The organism is Sphingomonas faeni, assembly GCF_040407505.1.
Lineage (GTDB): Bacteria > Pseudomonadota > Alphaproteobacteria > Sphingomonadales > Sphingomonadaceae > Sphingomonas > Sphingomonas faeni_E.
This window is the reverse complement of sequence record NZ_JAPZPQ010000001.1, coordinates 1,301,538-1,322,814: the sequence shown is the minus strand read 5'-3', so window position 1 is coordinate 1,322,814 and position 21,277 is coordinate 1,301,538. Positions and strand designations below refer to the sequence as shown.

Here is a 21,277-nt window from a genome sequence, read left to right as displayed (position 1 = left end):
CACCCGCACAGAGATGAATGAGTGTCTGAAGTTGGGGAGCGGCGAACGGAGCGCGAACGTCCGGGTATGGGTCTTGATGCTTCAGATCATGGCTCATGAGCGACACACTGTAACCATAAGGTTGGTCGCCGATGCCAAGCACCTAAATATTGGAGCTGCTTTCGGCTAGCCTGGTTTCGTACGTTAAGCCGGTCCCGAACTTGAACGCCCGATAAAAGTATATGGTACCTGAATCGATCGTGCGGGCCGGTCGCCGACCTGTTGATACAAGGGGTCGGCCAGGATATCGATGGCCACACTTGCAAGAAGGGCATTGGGTTGACGAATGGTCGTCAGTTGAGGCCACGCCATGCGAGAAATAGGCGCATCGTCGAAGCCCACGACGGACAGGGCCCCGGGTACGGCAATGTTCCTGCGCGCGGCGCTGACCAGAACACCCAGAGCCATCTCGTCGTTGGCGGCGAACACGGCGCTGGGACGATCGTTGGTCGACAGAATCGCGTCGCCGGCCGCCATACCCGACCTGAAGCTGAAGTCGCCGGCTTGAACCCAAGCTTCCCTGATGCCGATCCCCGCGCAACTCATCGCGTCGCAAAAGCCCGCTAGTCGTTTGCCAGCCGCATCGTGCGATACGATTCCCTGAACGAACGCAATGTCGCGATGCCCCAGCGTGATGAGGTGATCGGTCATATCGCGGGCAGCCTGATAGTCGTCGATATGAATCACCGCGGCCGACGAGCCGGTTCGTGATGAATTCAGTTTCACGACAGGGATGCCGCGTTGATCGAGCAGGTCGGTGAGATCGGACCAGTCGCAAATCGGCGGCGTTAGAATGACCCCGGCGAGCTGCAATGCCTGCAACGTTCTCGATACCTCGTCGAGCGGCTCGAGCCCGTCGCGGTCGATCCGTTCGACCACAAGATGATAGCCGTGATGGCGGCAGCGGGCCATCGCGCCCAGCTGTACCTCCGCGGCGTACCCCGATGCCGGATCGTCGAAGAACAATCCGATGAGGTAGGACCGCGAACTAGACAGGCTGCGGGCGTAGGCGTTCGGGCGATAACCCAGTTCCGCGACGACCCGCAGGACATGGTCCCGCACCGCTGGCCGAACATGCGCCTCCGCGTTCATCACCCGAGAAACAGTCTTCGGTGACACGCCTGCAGCGCGCGCGACATCCTTGATGGTGACCGGCGGCATCATCGTGCTATAAATCCCATGTTCGATGCCGCCACCACGCGAACGCCGCGATGACGATGTAGCAGGCGCCTGGGAGCATGAATGACATCGTCAAGCCGGCCGCGTCCGCGAGGACGCCGGTCAGCAACGGGATGATGGCGCCGCCGACGACGACCATGCACAAAAGCATCGAGGCATAGGTGGCGGTGGAATGATCATCGGGCAGCGAAAGCGCGAAGATCGTTGGATACATGATAGCGTTGCACAGCCCGACTGCGAGCAGCGCCGCGGCGGCCACCGGCCCCTGCAAACCGATCGCCACCGCAACAAGCCCGACGGCGACGATCGCGCAACCGAGCAGCATCGTCGGCGCACGATAGCGGGTGAGGTAGCGCGCGCCTACCAGTCGACCGACCAACGCACCTGTCCAGTACAGACCTACGAGTTGCCCCGCCGCGACCGGCGAGACGTCCAGGATGTCGTGCATGGACAGGTATTCCACGAGCAGTGTGCCGATCGTGACCTCGGCGCCGACATAGGCGAACATCGCGCCGCCACCTGCCAGCAACCGTCGATTCGACAGCACGCCGACGATGCCGGAGAGCGGCACGCAACGCGGCGTTGAGGACGCGCGCAACAGGTCGCGTCGGCTGATAAAGGCTGCGGCAAGCACAAGTGCAACCAGCGCAACCGCAAGGAACGGCAGAACAACCCGTATGTGGTCTGCCAGATCGCCGGATCGTTGCCGACCCGTCCCGAGAAGCAGTGTGGATCCTGCCAAAGACGCGAGCACGGTACCAAGCGAGTTGAAGCCCTGCAGCAAGGTCAATCGCGAAACGGCGCGGCGTGCTGGTTCGACAACCGGGACGACTATGTTGGCGGCGATCTGCAGGAAGGTGACACCACCGGCGACGGCTAGGAGCGCGAGTAGAACCGTCGTGTATCCAAGCGACCCGAGCGATGCGGCCAGCAGGCCGCAACCGAGCGCGATGACGGCTAGCCCCGCCGCGATGCTTCGCATGTAGCCGAACTTCACCACCAGCACGGTGATCGGTACGGCGAAGAGGAGATAGCTCGAATGGAACGCGAACTGCACCAGCAGCGAGCGCGTGTGGTTCAGCCCTTCGATCATCCGCAACCGGGGCACCAGCAATCCGACAAGCGAGTTAAGGAATCCACCGAGAAAATAGACGCCTATACAAAGCTGGAACAGCAGAGTTGCGCGCTGTTCGCCGGTAGCGGGCGCAAGGGGCATGCTGCTCGTGTTCACGCCTCATCCTAGCAAGGCGGCGCTGCTGCGCAATGTATGACGACGGCATCATGCTTCGCATTGACATCGATGTCGGAGTTGGCGATCACGCTGCCAAGCCGCTCGGGAAAATGCGGCATGGGAGGATATCTACGATGAGCACGGGATTTCCGCGCATCGCATGCGCGCTGCTGAGCGTCGCGCCGATGGCGCTGTCGGCGCAGACTCTGCCGGGAGTGGCGCCTGCGCAGACGTCGGCGTCGAAGGCGGGCGGCGGAACAGGTACACGCACGTCCGAGATCTGGCGGGATACGACGAGGACCGCGGCGGTTCGAGCCGACGCTCTCGTGAAGGCGATGACCAAGGCTGAAAAGCTGCGGTATGTTCACGGCATATTTCCGCCGATGGCAAAGCCGATGACGTCCGACATGATTCCGTCCGCCGGTTACGTGCCCGGAGTCCCTCGTCTGGGCATACCTACGTTGCGCGAAAGCGATGCGTCGCTGGGCGTTGCCAATCAGGTCGAGCAGCGCAAGGGAGATGTGGCCACTGCGCTTCCCGCGAGCCTTGCCACCGCCGCGAGTTTCGATCCCGCCATCGCCTATGCCGGGGGCGCGATGATCGGCAGCGAAGCGCGGGCGAAGACATTCAACGTATTGCTTGCGGGCGGCGTAAACCTGACGCGTGATGCGTGGAACGGGCGAAACTTCGAGTATCTTGGCGAAGATCCGCTGCTCACAGGCGTCATGGGCGCGGCGTCGATCCAAGGCGTCCAGTCAAACCATATCGTCTCGACGATCAAGCATTTCGTCCTGAACAGCCAAGAGACCGGGCGAGCGGTTCTCGACGCGCGGATCGATCCGACGGCATTACGAGAAAGCGACCTGCTGGCGTTTGAGATCGCGATCGCGGATGGGAAGCCGGGATCAGTGATGTGCGCGTATAATCGCATCGACGGTGACTATGCTTGCGAGAACAAGTTTCTGTTGACCGACGTCCTGCGCAGGGACTGGAAATATCCAGGGTTCGTCATGTCCGACTGGGGTGCCGTACACTCAACGGAGAAGGCAGCCAACGCCGGGCTCGATCAGGAGTCAGGCCAGGAACTGGATGCCAAAGTCTACTTCGGCACGCCGCTTGCGGATGCCATCGCTGCCGGGCAGGTCTCGACGGCACGGCTCGACGACATGGTACGCAGCATCCTGACCGGGGTCATCGCCAGCGGCCTCTATGACAATCCCACGCCCACTTCCGCACAGCCGATCGACTATGCCGCGAACGCAGAGATTGCACAGCGTGCCGCCGAGGCCGGGATCGTCCTGCTCAGGAATGAGAACGGTCTTTTGCCGCTGGCAAAGACGGTACGGTCGATCGTGGTCATCGGCGGCCATGCCGACGTCGGCGTGCTGTCCGGGGGCGGCTCGTCCCAGGTTCGCTCGGTCGGCGGCGTGCCGATCGAGATCCCGCTCAAGACCGGCGCGGCAGCGTCTTTCGCACGGGTTACCTATCATTCGTCATCGCCGCTGCGCGCCATCAAGGCCCTGGCGCCGAACGCGCAGGTGACGTTCGTCGACGGCACCGACCCGGCCGCCGCCGCCAAGGCGGCCCGCACCGCCGACCTCGCAATCGTGTTTGCAACGCATTGGCAGACCGAAGCGCAGGATGCGCCATCCCTGTCGCTTCCTGATAATCAGGATGCGATGATCGACGCGGTCGCCGCCGCCAACCGACGCACGATCGTCGTGCTGGAGACCGGTGGACCGGTGCTGATGCCGTGGGCCGCGCGGGTACCGGCTATCGTCGAAGCCTGGTATCCTGGGCAGCGTGGCGGTAAGGCGATCGCGCGCGTGTTGTTCGGCGAGGTCGATGCATCGGGCCGTCTGCCGATCAGCTTCCCCCGGACGATCGAGCAGCTCCCCCGTCCTCGGCCGGTGACTTCGCCGACTGGCGCGACCAGCAACGATGCCTCGGCCAATGCCGGTGCCGGAGATGCCAGCCTGCTTCCGGCCTATCCCGTCACCTATCAGGAGGGGGCGAACGTCGGCTATCGATGGTATGCCACCCGCAAGGACACGCCGCTGTTCCCGTTCGGCTTCGGACTGAGCTATGCGAGCACGAAGATCGGCAACCCACGGTTTTCGGGCGGGACCAATGCCAGTGTGACGTTCACCGTCACCAATCAGACTGCACGTACCGGCACCGCCGTACCTCAACTGTACGCAACGTCGCCGGACGGCGGAGCGCCTCGGTTGGTCGGCTGGTCACGTCAGACACTGGCGGCTGGCGAGACCAGAAACGTGACGATCACCGCTGACCCACGAGCGTTGGCGCGGTGGGAAGCCGCCGGCTGGCGCGTGAAGGGCGGCGCGTATGCGCTCAAACTCGCAACGGACGCACAGACGACGATCGGCGCAGGGACGGTCATTCTGACTGACCGGCGCCTTGCGTCTGGCCGTGCTGCTTTTGACACACCTTGAAACAAATCCGCCCATGTATGACGTCGATGTCACGCGCCGATTGACATCGATGTCGGACGGAAGCACGGTTGAGCAACGCGGGGTTACACCGCCAAAATCATACACCGGTAGGGACATGCCGGTCAGGGAGGATGAGTATGAGGGGTTCTATTCCGTCAGCGTTCGCGCGCTCGACGTCGGTATTCGCGTTGGTGGCGGGGCTGACGATGCCCGGCTTCGCGAATGCGCAGGCCGCTCCAGATCCGACTCCGACCGTTCAGGCCCAACAGGGCACACCACAAGCCGATACGTCGCCAGGCGCTCCGCAGGTTGAGACCGGCGCGACTGCGACCAACGCGATGCCCGATCAGGCCCCAGGCGACGAGATCGTCGTGACCGGCGTTCGCGCCTCGCTCGAGCGGTCGATCGCGATCAAGCGGGACTCGTTCGGCGTCGTTGATGCAATCAGCGCCGAGGACATCGGCAAGTTCGCCAACACTAATCTTGCGGAATCCCTGCAGCGCATCACCGGCGTGTCGATCGATCGCCGCAACGGCGAAGGCTCGACAGTCACGGTTCGCGGCTTCGGCGCGCAGTACAATCTCGTCACGCTCAACGGCCGCCAGCTCGCCACGTCGAACATCGTCGCGGTGGGCGGTGACCAGGGCGGCGACGGTGCCGGCGGCTTCGGCCGTTCGTTCGACTTCTCCAACCTCGCTTCCGAAGGCGTGAAGACGCTGGAGGTCTACAAGACCGGCCGCGCTGCGATCCCCTCGGGTGGCATCGGCGCGGCCGTGAACGTTGTCAGCCGTCGTCCGCTCGACTCGAAGGACACGGGTCTGCTCGGCTCGCTCGGCGTCAAGGGCAGCTACGACAACAGCTCGTCTGACTGTTTCGACTGCGGCGCGCGGGTAACGCCAGAGGTGTCGGGCACCGCCAGCTGGAGCGATCCCAACCAGCGCTTCGGCGTGTCGCTGTTCGGCAGCTACCAGAAGCGCAACTTCAGCTTCTCCAGCGTCGCGCCGGACAACTGGAACATCCGGTCGCTGACCGACTTCCTCAATCCCGGCAACGGCTTCGTCAACGGTCAGACGGTAATCAACAACCGTCCGACCAACGGCAACGTCCTGGTCTCCGTGCCGAACGACTCGCGCTATCACTTCTCCGAGGCGAGCCGCGAGCGCATCAACGGGTCGGGCGTCATTCAATTCCGTCCGACCGACACGCTGACCTTCACTGCAGACGGCCTCTATGCGCAGTTGCGCCAGTCGGAACGTCGCTCGACCCAGTCCAACTGGTTCAACCGCCCGTTCGGCGTGGTCACGTTCGACGACGCAAGCAACGGCATCGCGACGACGAGCTTCCTGTCGGAAACGATCAACGGCGTGAAGGACGAGGCCTTCGAACAGGCGTATCGCGCGCAAAAGAACAAGCTGTACGACTTCGGCGGCAATATCGAATGGAAGCCGACCGATCGCTTCTCGCTGGCGATCGACGGTCACATCGGTCGGGCGGACAGCTCGCCTGACAATCCCAATGGCCAGACCTCGACCACCGTCGCCTTCAACGCTCCGGTCGTCGCCGCGCATTCGCTGACGCTGGGCAAGGATGGCTTCCCGCAGCAGACGATCGCGATCAACGACGGTTCGGTCAGCACCACGCCCAACGGCCAGTCCTTCATCAAGGGCAACGGCAACGGCGTGATCGATCTCGGCGATTTGTCGAGCGCGGTCCAGCGTCAGTTCGCGTCCAATCAGACGCAGCGGGTCAAGGAATTGCGCGCCGACGCCGGATGGGCACTGAACGATCAGCTCCGCCTCGACGCAGGTGCTGATTATCGCACCACGAACACACGTCAGACGCAGTACAACACGCGCCAGGTCTTGGGTGACTGGGGCAACTCGCTGCCGCCCGACATCGCGCGCCTTGCGCCCGGTCAGGTGTTCCAATTCTGCAACGTGTGCAAGTTCGAGCACAACGACGGAAATCCGGACGCCAATACGCTTGTGGCATTCCGTACGCAGGATGCGACGAAGCTCTACAATACGCTGCACGACTATTATCTCGGCGTGACGAATGACGGCGTGAACCATGCCGACAACATCGACGCGAACGACGACAACCGCGTTCGCGAGAACATCTGGTCGGGCTATGTCCAGGGATCCTGGAACGGCAAACTGTTCGATCACAACGCGCAGTTGGTTGCCGGCGTACGTTACGAGAACACCAAAGTGCGTGCGGTTTCGCTCCAGCCGGTGCCGACCGCGGTCGTGTGGACTGCGGACAACGACTTCTTCGTGTTGAACACCGCCGATCGGCAGACGCTGTCGTCGCGTGGCGGTTACAGCAACTGGCTGCCGTCGGTGGATGCCAAGTTCGAGGTCGTCGACAACCTCTTCGCCCGCGCCTCGTACAGCAAGACGATCTCGCGTGCCGGTTACGGCGACCTGTTCGCCTCGACCAACGTCGCCGGTCCGGGCCGCCCGACGGCGATCGGTGGCATAGCGACCGGCACTGCGCACAACACCGATCTCGATCCGTTGTCGTCGGACAACATCGACGTCTCGCTCGAATGGTACCCGCGCAAGGACGTGTTCCTGTCGGCGGGCTTCTTCAACAAGAAGGTCCATAACTTCATCGGCCAGACGGTGGTCAACCGCAATCTGTTCGGTCTGCGCGATCCCACCTCGGGCACCGCCGGGACGCGTTCGGGTACCGCGCGGGAGCAGCTCGCCGGTACGTTCAACGCTGACATCACCGACGTGAACCTGTTCACCTACACGGCGCTGCTGCAGCAGAATGCGGGCAACGTCGCGACGACGAACGCCCAGTTCGCGGCAAACTACAACACGCAGAGCCGCGCGTTGAACCAGGGGTTCGTCGATCAGATCCTCGGCCAGTACGATATCACCGCCAACGGGCAGGATCCGCTATTCAACTTTGCGGTCAATACGCCGATCAACAACCAGGACGCGCACATCTACGGCGTCGAACTCGCCGGGCAGTATTTCCTTGGGGATACAGGTTTCGGCGTGGCAGCGAGCTATACGCTGGTCCGCGGCAACATCGGCATCGACATCGCGGCCGATCCGAGCGTGAACACGTTCGCGCTGGTCGGTCTGTCGGATACCGCCAACGCCACGCTGATATACGACAAGAACGGTATCTCGGCACGCATGTCGTACAATTGGCGCGACAAGTTCCTCAGTGGCATAAACCGCGGCGGCGATCGCAATCCGGTGTTCACCGCGCCCTATGGTCAGCTCGACCTGTCGGTGAACTTCGACCTCACCTCGCGTTTTGCGCTAGGGTTCGAAGCGATCAACATCACCGAGGAGGGCGTGCGCTCCTACGGCCGCGACAAGAGCAACATCTGGTACCTGTCGGAAGGGTCCGCACGGTATCTGGTCGGAGCGCGATACCGCTTCTGACCAAGCGGCGAGAAGGCCGCTGACGACAGCGGCCTTCCTCGTCTAGGATCATCTCATGGCCTCGGTACTTCTTAACAACATCGACCACCGCGACCTGCGTGTCGCGGTCGGTCATCACGCGCGCTACGGCGATGCAATCAACCAGACGCGCGTCTTCCCGGCCGAGTTCGAGGAACTGCAGCGCGACTATGCGATCCTGCTGCGTCGCGACGAGCACGGCGTCCTATTCTCGACCGTCCTGTTGGGGCTCGATCCGGATGAGAATCTGTTCTTGGACGGCGAGAAGTGGGACGCGCGGTACGTTCCTGCGGCACGGGCCCGCGGTCCCTTCTCGATCGGTTCGGGTGCCGATGGCGAACCTATGATCCACGTCGATCCGGACCATCCGCGCATCGTCGATAACGGCGAGCCGGTGTTCCGCGAGCTCGGCGGTAACGCGCCGTTGCTCGATCACGTCTCAGCGATGCTGCAGCGGATCTATGTCGGTCTGGAGACCGAGAAGGCGATGTTCGACGCGTTCGCCGCCGCCGGCCTGCTCGAACCCGCCACGCTGCAACTCGATCTCGCCGACGGGCGTCGTTATGACATTCCCGATCGCTTCACTGTCGATGCGGGGAAGCTGGCTGCGCTGGACGGCGATATCCTGGCACGGCTCCACCGCGACGACTTCTTGCGTCCTGCGTTCTGGATTGCCTCATCGCTCGGCAATCTTCGCCACCTGATCGATCGGAAGCTGCGGAAAGAGCTTCATGACTGAGAGCTTGCGGGTATCGCGACCCGTCCGCGAGATCGATCACTCCGGTGTCCTCGATTTGGACGCGTTGATAGCGACAGAAGAGCCGGTGATCCTGCGCGGGCTCGCCGCCGACTGGCCGCTGGTCCAGGCCGGACGCAGGTCGCCGCAAGAGGCTGCCGCCTATCTGCGCCGGTTCGACGCTGGCCGTCCCGTCACCGGCTATGTCGGCGATCCCGCGATCAGGGGACGCTTCCATTATGACGAGACTGCGACTGCGATGAACTTCGCCGCAAAGCGGATCGCTCTGGGCGAATTCCTCAATCATGTGCTCGGTCATCTCGGCGACGCCGGGGCACCCGCTTATTATATCGGCTCCACCGATCTCGACACCTATCTCCCCGGCTTCCGCGCCGAGAACGATCTGGTGCCGCACGGTGACGTCTTCGATCGCCACCCGCCGCTCGCCAGCATCTGGATTGGCAACCGCACGGTCGCGTCCGCACACCACGACATGTCGAACAACGCGGCTATCTGCGCAGTCGGACGGCGACGCTTCACGCTGTTCCCACCGGATCAGGTCGCCAACCTCTATCCCGGCCCGCTCTCGCCGACTCCCGGGGGGCAGGTGGTGAGCATGGTCGATTTCGCCGCGCCGGATCTCGATGCCTATCCACGCTTTGCTGCCGCTGTCGCCGCCGGATCGGTGGCGGATCTGGAGGCCGGCGACGTCCTCGTCTACCCGGCTTTGTGGTGGCACCATGTTGAGGCGCTCGACGACTTCAACGTGCTGGTGAACTATTGGTGGAACGCGGCGCCCGCCTTCATGGACACGCCGATGGATACGCTACTGCACGCGCTGCTCAGCCTGCGTGACCGGCCAGCGCAGGAGAAGCGCGCGTGGCGCGTGATGTTCGATCATTACGTGTTCGGCGATGCGGAGGCGGTCGCGGCGCATCTGCCGCCACCGGCACGCGGACCGCTTGCGCCGCTCGACGAGCATGCTGCACGCCAGTTGCGCGCTTACCTGCTGCACAGGCTGAACCGATGAATGATACGTCTGAACCTCCACGTACCCGCGTCGTGGTCGCCGGCGGTGGCACGGCCGGATGGATCGCCGCCGCAGCGATCGTGCGGCAACTGGGATCGCTAGTCGATGTGACACTCGTCGAATCGGACGAGATCGGCACCGTCGGCGTCGGCGAGTCCACCATTCCGACAGCGCGCAGCTTTCACGCCTTTCTCGGCATCGACGAAGCGGCGTTCATGCGTGCCACGCAGGCGACCTTCAAGCTGGGCATCGCATTCGAAAATTGGCGCCAGGTCGGAGACCGATATTTCCATCCGTTCGGCAGCATCGGCAGGTCGGTGGCGATCGCCGACTTCCAGCATTTCTGGCTGGAGGCACGCGCACGCGGGTTCGGTGGGGCGTACGGCGACTATTCGCTCGAACAGCAGGCAGCCGGCGCTGGCCTCTTCGGTCACGACGAGCAGCATTCGCTGGCCTATGCCTATCACCTCGACGCGACCGCCTATGCGCGGTTCCTGCGCACGCTGGCCGAACCCTGGGGCGTCCGCCGCGTCGAGGGATGCATCGAGCGGGTCGAGCGTGACGGCGAGGGGGGCGATATTGCCGCGCTCGTCCTCGCCTCAGGCGAGCGGATCGCTGGCGACCTGTTCGTCGATTGCACCGGCTTCCGCGCACTGCTGACCGAAGGCACGCTTGAGACTGGATTCGAGGACTGGTCGGAATGGCTCACGACCGACCGGGCGCTCGCCGTGCAGACGGAGACGGTCGGGCCCCCCGTGCCGTACACGCGTGCGATCGCACACGGTGCCGGCTGGCGCTGGCAGATCCCGCTGCAGACGCGGACGGGCAACGGTCTCGTCTATTCCAGCGCGCACATGAGTGACGACGAGGCGCACGAAACGTTGATAGGTGCTTTGGATGGCCGCCCGCTGTTCGAGCCGCGACCGCTGCGCTTCCGTTCGGGAATGCGACGGCTGGCTTGGAACCGGAATTGTATCGCGCTGGGCCTGGCAGCGGGCTTCATCGAGCCCCTTGAGTCGACCAGCATCCATCTGATCATGAATGCGGTGATTCGCCTGATCCAGCTGTTCCCATTCCGTGGCGACGATCACGGTGCACTGGCCTCGCGCTTTAACGCGCAATCGCGACACGAGTGGGAGCATGTGCGCGACTTCATCGTCCTCCATTACCACGTCACCCAACGCGACGATTCGGCGTTCTGGCGGGACTGCGCGCGCATGACCATTCCTGACAGCCTTGCTGAGCGGATCGCACTTTTCACGAAGACCGCTGGCGCCTGGCAGGGACAGGACGACCTGTTCAGGATCGATTCCTGGGTCTCAGTCATGCTCGGGCAAGGCGTCGTACCCCGCGCGCATCATCGCATCGCCAGCATCATCAAGGGACAGGAGTTGCGAACCTCCTTCGAAGACCTTTCCAGAGGAATAGCAAGTACGGTGCGGCTGCTACCGCGACATTGCGACTTCCTAGCCCGGTATTGCCCGGCTGACGGCTGATGCATTACGTAGCCGCTTGTTTGGACGGATATCTCACATGAGGGGAATACTCTAATGTGAGGAGAAGGTGTTCTCCAGAAAAAGTGTCCATATCCACAGGCCACTGATTTCTATCAGCCATCCGCGCTCCCGTTTCAAAAGGCGGCGCCGCACCCTCTCTCAAGATGAACGAGCGTCCGAAGTTGGAAAGCGAAAATGGGCACCGGAATGTCCGGAAGTGGGTCTCTGTAGTTGGTATAACCCGGTTTTAGGTTTGGCAGTTCGAAGACGCTAACCACGAATGCGCTGGTTAAGTCTGAGGTCGTCAGACGCCGTCATTTGCTTCACGCAGCGAATTGTACATTTAGATCGCTGACTAGATAACGTCGACATCTCGTCCTTTCGTTTCGCGACCCAGCCACGCCACGAGCACGAGAGAGGCGGCCGTCGGTACCAGAACTAAGCCCGCTACCGTCGCCAGCGGCGGGACCGCGCCCGCGATCGCGAGCCCTTGTGCGCCCAGGCCACCGGCTTTGGAACAGGCCGCCACCCATCCCGTGGCGCGCCCCCGAATGCGCGCCGGGAAGCTCTCAGCGACGTAGGGCAACAAGATGGCGATGATGGCGTTCACGCCGACGATCAGTGCGGCGACCGGCAGTACGGGGCTGACGATGCCGGACTGCCGCTCGACCCACAATACTCCGATGAGTCCCAAGGCGAGCATCGCGATGGCCGCGACGAGCGCACCCTTGCTGCTCCAGCGGCTGTAGAGCAGCGCCGCGACGAAGATCGTGGGGACCGCGATCAGCGAGGCCTTGGCGAGCAGTCCGCTAGCCACGCCGACGCTATAACCGCGAGCGACGAGGTCGGCGGGCAGCCACAGCAATAGGCCGAAATTCGCGCAGCCCCAGGCCAGCGCGGCGATGCTGAAGGCGACGAGTGCTCCAGCGTTGCGCAGGGTCGGCCGTGCCGCAACGTCCGCCCCATCATTCGACAGCGCGTCCTGCCTCGTCACGCGCCCGCCACCGAAGCGCGCGAGCACCATCTCCGCCTCGTGCGTGCGCCCCTGAACGACCAGGAACCGTGGCGATTCCGGTATCAGCCGACCAAGAAGGATCAGCAGCAGTCCGGTCGGCAGATTGGCCAGCCACAGGATCCTCCAGCCGAAGATCGGTTGGAGGAGCGCCGACAGGCCACTGGCAGCGAAATAGCCTCCCGCCGCGCCCAGGCCGCCGATGAGCACGAGGCTCCAGCCGCGGTGTCGGTTCGGCATCATCTCCGCAAGCAGCGCATAGGTGACCGGCAGCATCCCGCCGGCGGCCGCGCCCATCATGAAACACATGGCGATGTTCCAGGCGAGGCTCGGCATCGCGCCGCAGATCGACGTGCCGACGAACATCACCGCCGAGAGCAGGATCGACGCCTTGCGCCCGTATATGTCCGCAACGAAGCCCCACAGGATCGATCCCGCGACCGTCCCCGACAGCGCTGCAAACGGCACCAGCGAGGCGGTGGCACGCGACACGCCATATTCGCTCGTCATGCCCGACAGGGTGAAGCCAAGCGCGGCGGGCTTCATGACGTCGATCACCAACGCCACGATCAGTGCGCCCATCATGACCCAGTGCGATGCGCGCAACGGTGCATCCTGCAGCCCGGTGACGGTCATATGCGTCAATTGCCGCCGCAACCGCATCGCATCGCCCGGCAGCAACCCATAGGCGGCGAGGCCGGTCCCGCCGACGATCAGCGCCATGCCGATCAGCATGCCGACGTCCATCGGCATGCCGGCCATCCGGTAGCCCATGCTGCGGGCCATCAGGAACATCGGCAGATGAAGCGCGACCCCGATCGTCACCGCGATACAGCCGACCACGAAGGCCCAAAGACCCCGCCTACCGGTCACCATCGTTCGAATTCCCCCCTCGTTACCCAGCGCTTCTTTGCGCAACAGCCAGCCATCCGCGTTTGCGTTACCTGGCATTTTAGATCGCGTTACGACAGAACCTCCCCGGCCGATATCGATGTTTCACCCAAATCGATCGAGCATCTCCGTAAGCATGGGGCGGAGGCGGGCGATCTCGTCGCGGTGGACCGACGACAGGCCCGCGAGCATGGTTTCTCCCTCGGGTGTCAGGCGCAGGAGCGAGCGGCGCTTGTCGCCATCGGAATTATAGCGGACGACGAGGTTCGACGCCTCCAACCGGTCGATCAGTCCCGAGGCACTGTGCGGCTTGAGGACGAGCCGCGTCGCGACATAGCCGATCGTGATGTCGTCGACCGGCGCGGCCCGGATCGCGAGCAGCGCCTGATGCTGTTGCGGCGCAAGCCCAGCCGCCGCCGCCGCAGTCTCACTGAAGGTCGTGAACAGCCGCAGCGCATGGCGAAAATCCGCCAGTGCCTGGTAATCGGCGTCATTCAATGCGTCCGTATCACTCATCGCAATCAGCCCGTGTTGATATATATCGTACTACGATATAATAGCCTGCCTTCCTCGGAGGCGAAAGACTCTCATCATGATCGCAGCGGTACGAGCAATCGAAAACCACCAGCTCGCGGACCATAGCGCCGACCGGCGGATGCTGATGCTGGCGGCGATGGCGATCGTCGTCGGGACCGGCGGGGCGCTTGCGGCATGGATGCTCATCAAACTCATCGCGCTCGCGACCAACCTCTTCTGGTTCGGTCGACTTTCCACGCGGTCAGCCGCAATCGTCGACACGCTCGTCGGGCCGTGGATGGTCGCCATTCCCGTTATTGGCGGTCTCATCATCGGCCTGATGGCGCGCTACGGCTCCGACAAGATCCGGGGGCATGGCATACCCGAGGCGATCGAGACGATCCTGTTCGGCGAAAGCCGGATGTCGGCCAAGGTCGCTCTGCTCAAGCCGCTATCCGCCGCGGTATCTATCGGCAGTGGCGGGCCGTTCGGGGCGGAAGGGCCGATCATCATGACCGGCGGGGCGATCGGATCGCTGTTCGCGCAACGCTTCCACATGAGTGCCGCCGAGCGCAAGACACTTCTCGTCGCGGGCGCGGCGGCGGGCATGACCGCGATCTTCGGAACTCCGCTCGCGGCGATCCTGCTGGCGGTCGAGGTGCTGCTGTTCGAATGGAAGCCGCGCAGTTTCGTACCGGTCGTGGTCGCCGTCCTGGTCGCGTTCGCGTGGCGGCCGGTGCTGCTCGACGGCGGTGCGATGTTCCCGTTCCCGAGCACGACCCCGTCCGGCGCCTGGCCGCTCGCGATGGCAACAGGAGTAGGCCTCGTCACCGGCGTGCTGGCAGCGGCGCTGTCGGTCGCGCTGTATGCGGTTGAGGACGCGTTTCATCGCCTGCCGGTGCATTGGATGTGGTGGCCTGCAATCGGCGGGGTCGTCGTCGGACTTGGCGGACTGGTCGACGCGCATGTCCTGGGGGCCGGCTATCCCAATATCCAGGCGCTACTCGACGGGTCCCTCGCGGTGCGTGTCATCCTCGCGCTGCTGGTCGTAAAGGCGGTCGTCTGGCTGGTTGCCCTGGGATCGGGAACGTCGGGCGGCATCCTCGCGCCGTTGCTGATCCTTGGTGGCGCCGCGGGCGCGCTGACCGGACAGGTCCTGCCCGGCGGTCTTGGGTTCTGGGCGATGATTGGCATGGCCGGGATCATGAGCGGGGCGATGCGGGCGCCGATCACCGGGGCGCTGTTCGCGGCCGAACTGACGCGGCATTTCGATGCCTTGCCGCTGACCATTGCAGCGGCAGCGGCGGCCTATGCGGTCAGCGTATTGCTGATGCGGCGGTCGATCCTGACCGAGAAGATCGCACGCCGCGGCCGGCATATCCTGCAGGAATATAGCGTCGATCCGCTTGACCTGATGCAGGCGGACCAGTTGATGTCACGCGCGCCCGCGACGCTGCCGGGTTCGATGACGACCGCAGACGCGGCGATTTTTTTCGCGGATCGCGCCGAACATCGGAGCTATCCGGTCGTCGACGATGCGGGTCGCATACTTGGCCTCGTGTCGCGGACCGACGCGTTGCGCTGGCGGACTATGCAACCGGGCACCGACGTATCGCTGACCGAGACCTTGTCGGACGCTTCGCTGCTCGTCGCGTATCCCGATACGCCGATCGGAGTCGTGGCCGACATGATGGTCGAATCCGGTGTCGGACGCGTGCCGATCGTAGAGCGCGATACGCGACAGGTTGTCGGCATCCTCTCGCGACAGGATCTGCTCAAGGCTCGCCGGACCCAACGGCAGTCTGAAACCGGCCGGGCCAGCGCTCGTAAAACCAGCCAGATGTCAGAACTCGCGAATGACGCGTAAGCCGACCCTTGGGCGGAACGGACCAGTCGCGCTCCGTTCGGTACCCGCGCCGATCTGCGCCGACACCTTCTGCCCGATCGCGTGGTGCAACTGCGGCATCAGCAGCCAATACCGGCTCGCCCCCGTCTGGCGGTTCACTTCGAAGCCAAGCACGGTGTCTGGATCGACGTCCCAGAACGTCGTGTGATTGACGATCAGCCCGGTACCCTTCGTGCTCTTGAGCGTCACGTCGCCCGCGCCGACCATCGTCATCGTACTCAGTCGCTCGCCGAAGCGGTTGCCGAGCAGGTACAACAGGCTGCTCGACCAGCCGCCGTCGCGGCGGTTGTGGAGTCCCAGATACTGGACACCGTGGATGCTGCGGCCGCCGCGGAACGTGCCGAATGTGCCTTGCAGGCCGATCTTGTAATCGGTCGGGCGACTATTGGTGAACGGCAGTTCGATCTCGAGCGCGAAGCCGTCGGCAACGGCGTATTCGACTTCCGGTGCCCATTCGACATGCCGGCCGGGGCCGCTGATATTGACCTGCGCGAGCGCGTTGACTTCGAGTTCGCCGCGACGGGCGCCAAGCGGGCGCACCATGTCGAAGATCATCGGTTCGGGAATGGCGGGGATCGCAGCCGACGTTGCGCCTGGAATTGATGTTGGTATCGCCGATTGCGCGTCTGCGCCGGTGGCGACGACTGCACTGAGGACGACCGATGCGCAGAACAGAGCGCGAATGGGCATGCTGAGGGTTCCGATAGACTGAGCGGATGGATGCGCCCTCATCGCGTCCCCGACTTACGCCGACCTTACACGTGCGCCGCGTAGCTCATGGATGCCGAACAGCAGCATGCCGATCGCCAGCGGGATCAGGTAATAGACCACGCGGTAGGCGAGCAACGCGGCGAACAGGCTTGCGCGGTCGATCTCGGGCAGGCTGACGAGCATCACGGCCTCGAACACGCCGACCCCGCCGGGCGCGTGCGTAATCAGACCGGTGACGATCGCGACGAGATACCCGAGCAGCAGGGCGGGAAAAAGCGTTGCCTCCGCACCCGGCAGCAGCACGAACAACGCGGTGGCTGCCAAAACGATGTCGACACTCGCCAGCATGATCTGAGCGAGCGCCTGCGACACGCTGGGCAGCGGTATGGAGCGGCCGAATAGGACGAGCGTCCGTCCTGCGCGACGTTTCAGTCCAACCAGAACCGCAGCGAGAATGGCAAAGCTCGACCCGCCGATCGCAGCGTGCACTGGATAGGACAGCGCTACGCCGGCGACAGCCACCGTCCCTGGCTGGACGATCAGTCCGAACCCCAGCAATAGCAGGACGCCGGACCAGAAGGTTACGCCAGTCAGAACCATGATATGCGCTACTTCGCCGATCGTCAGGCCCGCCGGCTGGTAGATCCGCAATCGCGCGGTGCCGCCGGTCAGCAGCGCGAACCCAAAATTGTGGCTGAAGACATAGCTGGTGAACGACGCGAGTGCGGCGCGCGTATAGCGGACGCGCTTCCCGACGATCCGCAGCGCGACCACGTCATATCCGGTCAGTACCCCGTAGCTGATCGCGGTCACGACAGCGGCGGCGAACAGGCGTGGCCAATTGATCCGCGACAAGGCCGTGCGGATGTCGCTCCCATTGACGCCGTCCAGCAGGTGCGACAACGCCGACACGGCGATGCCGACGATCGCGAGCATCGCCACCACGGCAACGCCGGTACGAACCGACCGCGAGGAGGTAGCGCGACGCAACCCCGACCATGCCGGACCACGCCACCGTGCGATCACCGTGGTCAGCCCGAGATCGACCGGGTCAGCGGCCTGGCAGTCGGTACGGTCTCCCCATGCTCCTGGTTCAGGAGCGCGCGATACGCGTCCATGACCATCTTCGACGCCTTGTCCCAGCTATACTCTTCGCTCGCGGCACGCGCGGCGCGCGCCATGGTCGACCGCAGATCGGAGAAGACCGCGAGGCGGCGGACGGCCGCGACCGCGCCGTCGATATCGTCGGGGGCGTAGAACATGCCCGTTCCCTTGCGCAGGAGGTTGCGGCCGCTCGGGATGTCGACGCACACGCTGGGCAGGCCCGACGCCATCGCCTCCAGCGTGACGTTTCCGAACGCTTCGGTGATGCTCGGGTTGACGAAGATGTCCGCGCTGGCGACCGCGCGGCCGAGCTCGTCGCCCGACAGGCTGCCGGTCAGCCGCGCATTCGCCAGTCGCTTCGCGAGCCAGCGGCGTTCGGGACCGTCGCCGACGATCAGCGGCCGGATCGCGACGCCCGAGGCGGTGATCCGGTCGACGATATCGGCGAACAATGCGGTGCCCTTCTCGCGGACGAGGCGGCCGAAGAAGAGGACGACCACGTCGTCGTCCCGGAAGCCGTGCGATCGCCGCCAGGCGAGATTGCGATGGCGGGGCGAGAACTGGTCGCGGTCGACGCCGCGCCCCCATAAGCGCGTGCGGTCGGCAAAGCCCTGCTCGGCGAATTCGTCCGCAATTGGCGCGGTCGGAACGAGGATCATGTCGCTGCTCCGGTAGAAGCGATCGAGGTGTCGCTCCATCGCCGGCCGGATCAGCCCTGCGCCATAAAACTGCGCATAGGTCTCGAACCGCGTATGGAGGCTGGCAACGACCGGAGCATCGATCGTCCTCGCGAGCCCCTGTGCTGCGACGCCGGTCCAGTCCGGAGCGGACACATGGACGAGATCGGGCCGGAATGCCTGTACGTCGCGACGCAGTTCAGCGGACAATCCCAGGCCCAGTCGATACTCGCCGCGACCCGGGATGCGCACCGACGGAACAGAAACCAGCGTTCCCGCAGGCTCGAACGCCGGCGTATCCGAGGTCGGCGAATAGACCCGGACGTCGGTGCCGCGGCGTTCGAGATAGGCCACCAAGCGGTTCAGCGCCTGGTTGGCGCCGTCGCGAAGATAGTTGTAGTTGCCGGAAAACAGCGCGACCCGTCGTGGCACATCGAATATCGCCGGGGCGGAAAGCGTAGCGGGTCGCCGGAACGGGCGAAGGGTATCGAACATGGAGACACTCTGATTTTTGCTGAGGGCGCATCGTGCGACATCGATTGGGATCAAGATCTGGATCGTGGATCGACCGGGCTACGCGGCCTGGCTTACGTGAGCCTTACAGACCGATCGCCGCGTGAAGCGCCGCGCGATCAGCGCGCCCAGAGCCGGGCTGAGCGATGAGAATCCTGATCGTTGAGGACCATGCCGAGCTGGTCACGATGCTGGTCCGTCTGCTCGATACGGCGGGCTATGCGTCAGACTGCACGACCACGGCCGAGGATGCGCTGATCGTGCTGTCCTACACGCGCTACGCCGTCGTGATCCTCGATCTGGGACTCCCGGATGCCGATGGGCTATCGATCGTGCGTGCGATGCGCGAGCGCGACGATCGCACGCCGGTGATCGCCCTGACCGCACGGGCGAGCGTCGCACACCGGGTGACGGGTCTCGAAGCGGGCGCCGACGATTATCTCGCCAAGCCGTTCGCGCCCGAGGAACTGCTTGCCCGGATCCAAGCGCTGCTCCGGCGTAGCGGGACGATCGTCGATCGGACGATCGATTGCGGCAATGTAAGCTTCGATCCCGCCACGCGCGAGGTTGCGATCGGGGGCGTACCGACGGTGCTGTCCGCGCGCGAGCTGGAGGTGCTCGCCGCGCTGATCCGCCGGTCGAGCCGGGTCGTGACGAAGGCGCATATCGAGCAACTGCTGTTCGGGCTCGCTGACGATCTCGGCTCGAATGCGGTCGAGGTGTATATCCACCGGTTGCGAAGGCGGCTGACGCTGGCCGAGGCGGATGTCGAGATCGTCACCGTCCGCGGGGTGGGGTATATGATTATGGAGCGTGCCGCATGACACGCCAGCCGCGGTCGCTGATGGCGCAGATCCTGCGGTGGCATGCGATCGCGGTGCTGATGACCGCCATCGCGGTCGCCGGCAGCGTGTACCTGTTCCTCGACACGACCGCGGCGCGGATCCAGCACCAGACGCTCCACGTCCACGCGCAAGCCTTGCGGCAGGCGCTATCGCACGACGGGACCGGCCGGCTCCGGTTGACGCAGGACAATACCAGCGCGGCGGTGTTCGCGCCCAGTGCAGGCTTCTCGTTCCGCATTCTCGATCAACGCGGCACGGTCCTGTTCCAATCGGCGTCAAAGATGGTCCTGCCGACCGCGGACATTCCGCTGGAGAACGAGGAGAGCTTCTTTCGTCGCCAGTCGCGCCGCACCTTCTATGCCGGGACGAGCAGCCCGGCTCAGGTTGGCAACAAACGGGTGTGGATCGCCGTGCTCCAGAACCTCACGCATCCAGATTATATCCTCGACGATCTGCTCGCGCAGTTCCTGCTCTACGGAATGGCGATCGTGGCGCCGCTGCTGTTACTGTTGCTCGCGATCGACGTGTTGATCATCCGCCGCGCGGTTTTGCCGGTGCGTAAGGCGTCGGCTTCGCTGGAGACCGCGGAAGGCGTGCCACTCGATCTTCGATTGCATGACGAGCGGCTTCCTGCCGAAGTTCGCCCGCTCGCGCTAGCCGTCAACGCGCTGCTCGAACGGCTGACGTCGAGTTACCGTATGCAACGCGATTTCATCGCCGATGCCGCGCACGAGCTACGTACGCCGATCGCCGTTGCCCGCCTGCGCGTCGAGGCGGTCGACGACGCGACGTTGCGGGCAAGGCTTTGCAGCGACCTGGACGCGCTCGGCCGGATCGTCGAGCAGGTCTTGGAACTCGCCGAGTTGGAGACCGTCGCACTGGATACCGCGGCATCGGTCGATCTCGTCCAGATCGCGACGGACGGCGTGGCATCGATAGCACCGCTCGCCTTTCGATCGGGCAAGTCGATCGCGTTGTCACCCGGTGCGGACAGCGTGATGGTCGCGGGGCACGCGGCCTGGATCGCCAAGGCGCTGGGGTGCCTGTTGGAGAACGCGGTCAAGCATAGCGGTACCGGCAGCAGTATCGACGTTTCGGTCGGCACGGACGGGACGCTGGCCGTCTGCGACGACGGCCCCGGGATCCGCGAACAGGACCATGCGGCGATCTTCCATCGGTTTTGGAAAAAGGAGCGCCCGACGGGGGGCAGCAGCGGTCTTGGCCTCGCGATCGTCGCACAGGTTGCCGAAGCACACGATACGCATGTGATGCTGACATCTAATCCGGGCCAAACAAGGTTCGCGATCGCCTTTCGGCTGCTGCCAGTCGCCTCCGAGAGACTATGCGGCAAGCGGTCTTTTGAAGACTGACGGCCTACAAATTGAATCAACAATCGACGTTGAATGAACGGCGGAAATGGGGAAGCGGAGAGGAGCGCGCGAATGTCCGGGTATGGCAAGCGAGAGAGGCGGCCTGAACGTCCACTTGTGGGACAACCGCACGGGAG

At 64.1% G+C, this 21,277-nt stretch carries 15 protein-coding genes; 8 read left to right on the top strand and 7 right to left on the bottom strand.

Features of this window, described 5'->3' with window-relative positions:
* Nucleotides 1-183: 183 nt before the first annotated feature.
* The gene (locus O6X71_RS05990) at nt 184-1,200 is read right to left on the bottom strand and encodes a LacI family DNA-binding transcriptional regulator (RefSeq protein ID WP_120298889.1); all 1,017 of its coding nucleotides are present in this window, start codon (nt 1,198-1,200) and stop codon (nt 184-186) included.
* A gap of 7 nt (nt 1,201-1,207) precedes the next feature.
* Nucleotides 1,208-2,449 (bottom strand): MFS transporter, encoded by a 1,242-nt coding sequence (locus tag O6X71_RS05985; protein ID WP_353464922.1) that lies wholly within the window; start codon nt 2,447-2,449, stop codon nt 1,208-1,210.
* 134 nt (nt 2,450-2,583) lie between these two features.
* Here O6X71_RS05985 and O6X71_RS05980 point away from each other — a divergent pair, with 134 nt between their 5' ends.
* The 5 genes from O6X71_RS05980 (at nt 2,584) to O6X71_RS05960 (ending at nt 11,595) form a co-directional block, all read left to right on the top strand.
* Nucleotides 2,584-4,905, top strand: a complete 2,322-nt coding sequence (locus tag O6X71_RS05980) for a glycoside hydrolase family 3 C-terminal domain-containing protein (protein WP_353464921.1) — start codon at nt 2,584-2,586, stop codon at nt 4,903-4,905.
* Nucleotides 4,906-5,042: 137 nt separating this feature from the next.
* Nucleotides 5,043-8,315: a TonB-dependent receptor gene (locus O6X71_RS05975; protein WP_277984124.1), complete on the top strand. Its 3,273-nt coding sequence runs from the start codon at nt 5,043-5,045 to the stop codon at nt 8,313-8,315.
* A gap of 55 nt (nt 8,316-8,370) precedes the next feature.
* Nucleotides 8,371-9,072 carry a SapC family protein gene (locus tag O6X71_RS05970; RefSeq protein ID WP_120298879.1) on the top strand — a complete coding sequence of 234 codons (702 nt, stop codon included), beginning with the start codon at nt 8,371-8,373 and terminating at the stop codon, nt 9,070-9,072.
* A complete protein-coding gene (locus O6X71_RS05965; protein WP_120298877.1) occupies nt 9,065-10,099 on the top strand; it encodes a cupin-like domain-containing protein in 1,035 nt (344 codons plus the stop codon). Before O6X71_RS05970 ends, O6X71_RS05965 begins: the two co-directional genes overlap by 8 nt.
* Nucleotides 10,096-11,595, top strand: coding sequence for a tryptophan halogenase family protein (locus O6X71_RS05960; protein ID WP_277984122.1), 1,500 nt, complete (start codon nt 10,096-10,098; stop codon nt 11,593-11,595). The genes O6X71_RS05965 and O6X71_RS05960 overlap by 4 nt, the downstream gene beginning before the upstream one ends.
* Nucleotides 11,596-11,950: 355 nt before the next feature.
* On the opposite strand, the gene O6X71_RS05955 is transcribed toward O6X71_RS05960, so the two are convergent.
* Entirely contained in the window at nt 11,951-13,558 is a 1,608-nt protein-coding gene (locus tag O6X71_RS05955; RefSeq protein ID WP_244187229.1) for an MFS transporter, read from the bottom strand.
* A 45-nt stretch (nt 13,559-13,603) separates the two neighbouring features.
* On the bottom strand, nt 13,604-14,014 hold the full coding sequence (locus O6X71_RS05950) for a MarR family winged helix-turn-helix transcriptional regulator (protein ID WP_056059962.1): 411 nt from the start codon (nt 14,012-14,014) through the stop codon (nt 13,604-13,606).
* Nucleotides 14,015-14,090: 76 nt separating this feature from the next.
* Between O6X71_RS05950 and O6X71_RS05945 the strand changes: the two genes are divergently transcribed.
* Nucleotides 14,091-15,881, top strand: a complete 1,791-nt coding sequence (locus O6X71_RS05945) for a chloride channel protein (protein WP_353464920.1) — start codon at nt 14,091-14,093, stop codon at nt 15,879-15,881.
* Here O6X71_RS05945 and O6X71_RS05940 read toward each other — a convergent pair.
* From O6X71_RS05940 to O6X71_RS05930, 3 genes are read right to left on the bottom strand one after another with little or no spacing between them, the layout of a single operon-like run.
* On the bottom strand, nt 15,858-16,610 hold the full coding sequence (locus tag O6X71_RS05940; protein ID WP_353464919.1) for a hypothetical protein: 753 nt from the start codon (nt 16,608-16,610) through the stop codon (nt 15,858-15,860). The two genes, O6X71_RS05945 and O6X71_RS05940, sit on opposite strands and share 24 nt — an antisense overlap.
* Nucleotides 16,611-16,664: 54 nt before the next feature.
* Nucleotides 16,665-17,657 (bottom strand): lysylphosphatidylglycerol synthase domain-containing protein, encoded by a 993-nt coding sequence (locus O6X71_RS05935; protein WP_132833832.1) that lies wholly within the window; start codon nt 17,655-17,657, stop codon nt 16,665-16,667.
* Between the two features lie 5 nt (nt 17,658-17,662).
* A complete protein-coding gene (locus O6X71_RS05930; RefSeq protein WP_353464918.1) occupies nt 17,663-18,907 on the bottom strand; it encodes a glycosyltransferase family 4 protein in 1,245 nt (414 codons plus the stop codon).
* 164 nt (nt 18,908-19,071) lie between these two features.
* Here O6X71_RS05930 and O6X71_RS05925 point away from each other — a divergent pair, with 164 nt between their 5' ends.
* Both O6X71_RS05925 and O6X71_RS05920 read left to right on the top strand, forming a co-directional pair.
* Nucleotides 19,072-19,749, top strand: coding sequence for a response regulator transcription factor (locus tag O6X71_RS05925; protein ID WP_353464917.1), 678 nt, complete (start codon nt 19,072-19,074; stop codon nt 19,747-19,749).
* Nucleotides 19,746-21,140, top strand: coding sequence for a sensor histidine kinase (locus O6X71_RS05920; protein WP_353464916.1), 1,395 nt, complete (start codon nt 19,746-19,748; stop codon nt 21,138-21,140). Before O6X71_RS05925 ends, O6X71_RS05920 begins: the two co-directional genes overlap by 4 nt.
* The last annotated feature ends 137 nt before the right edge of the window (nt 21,141-21,277 follow it).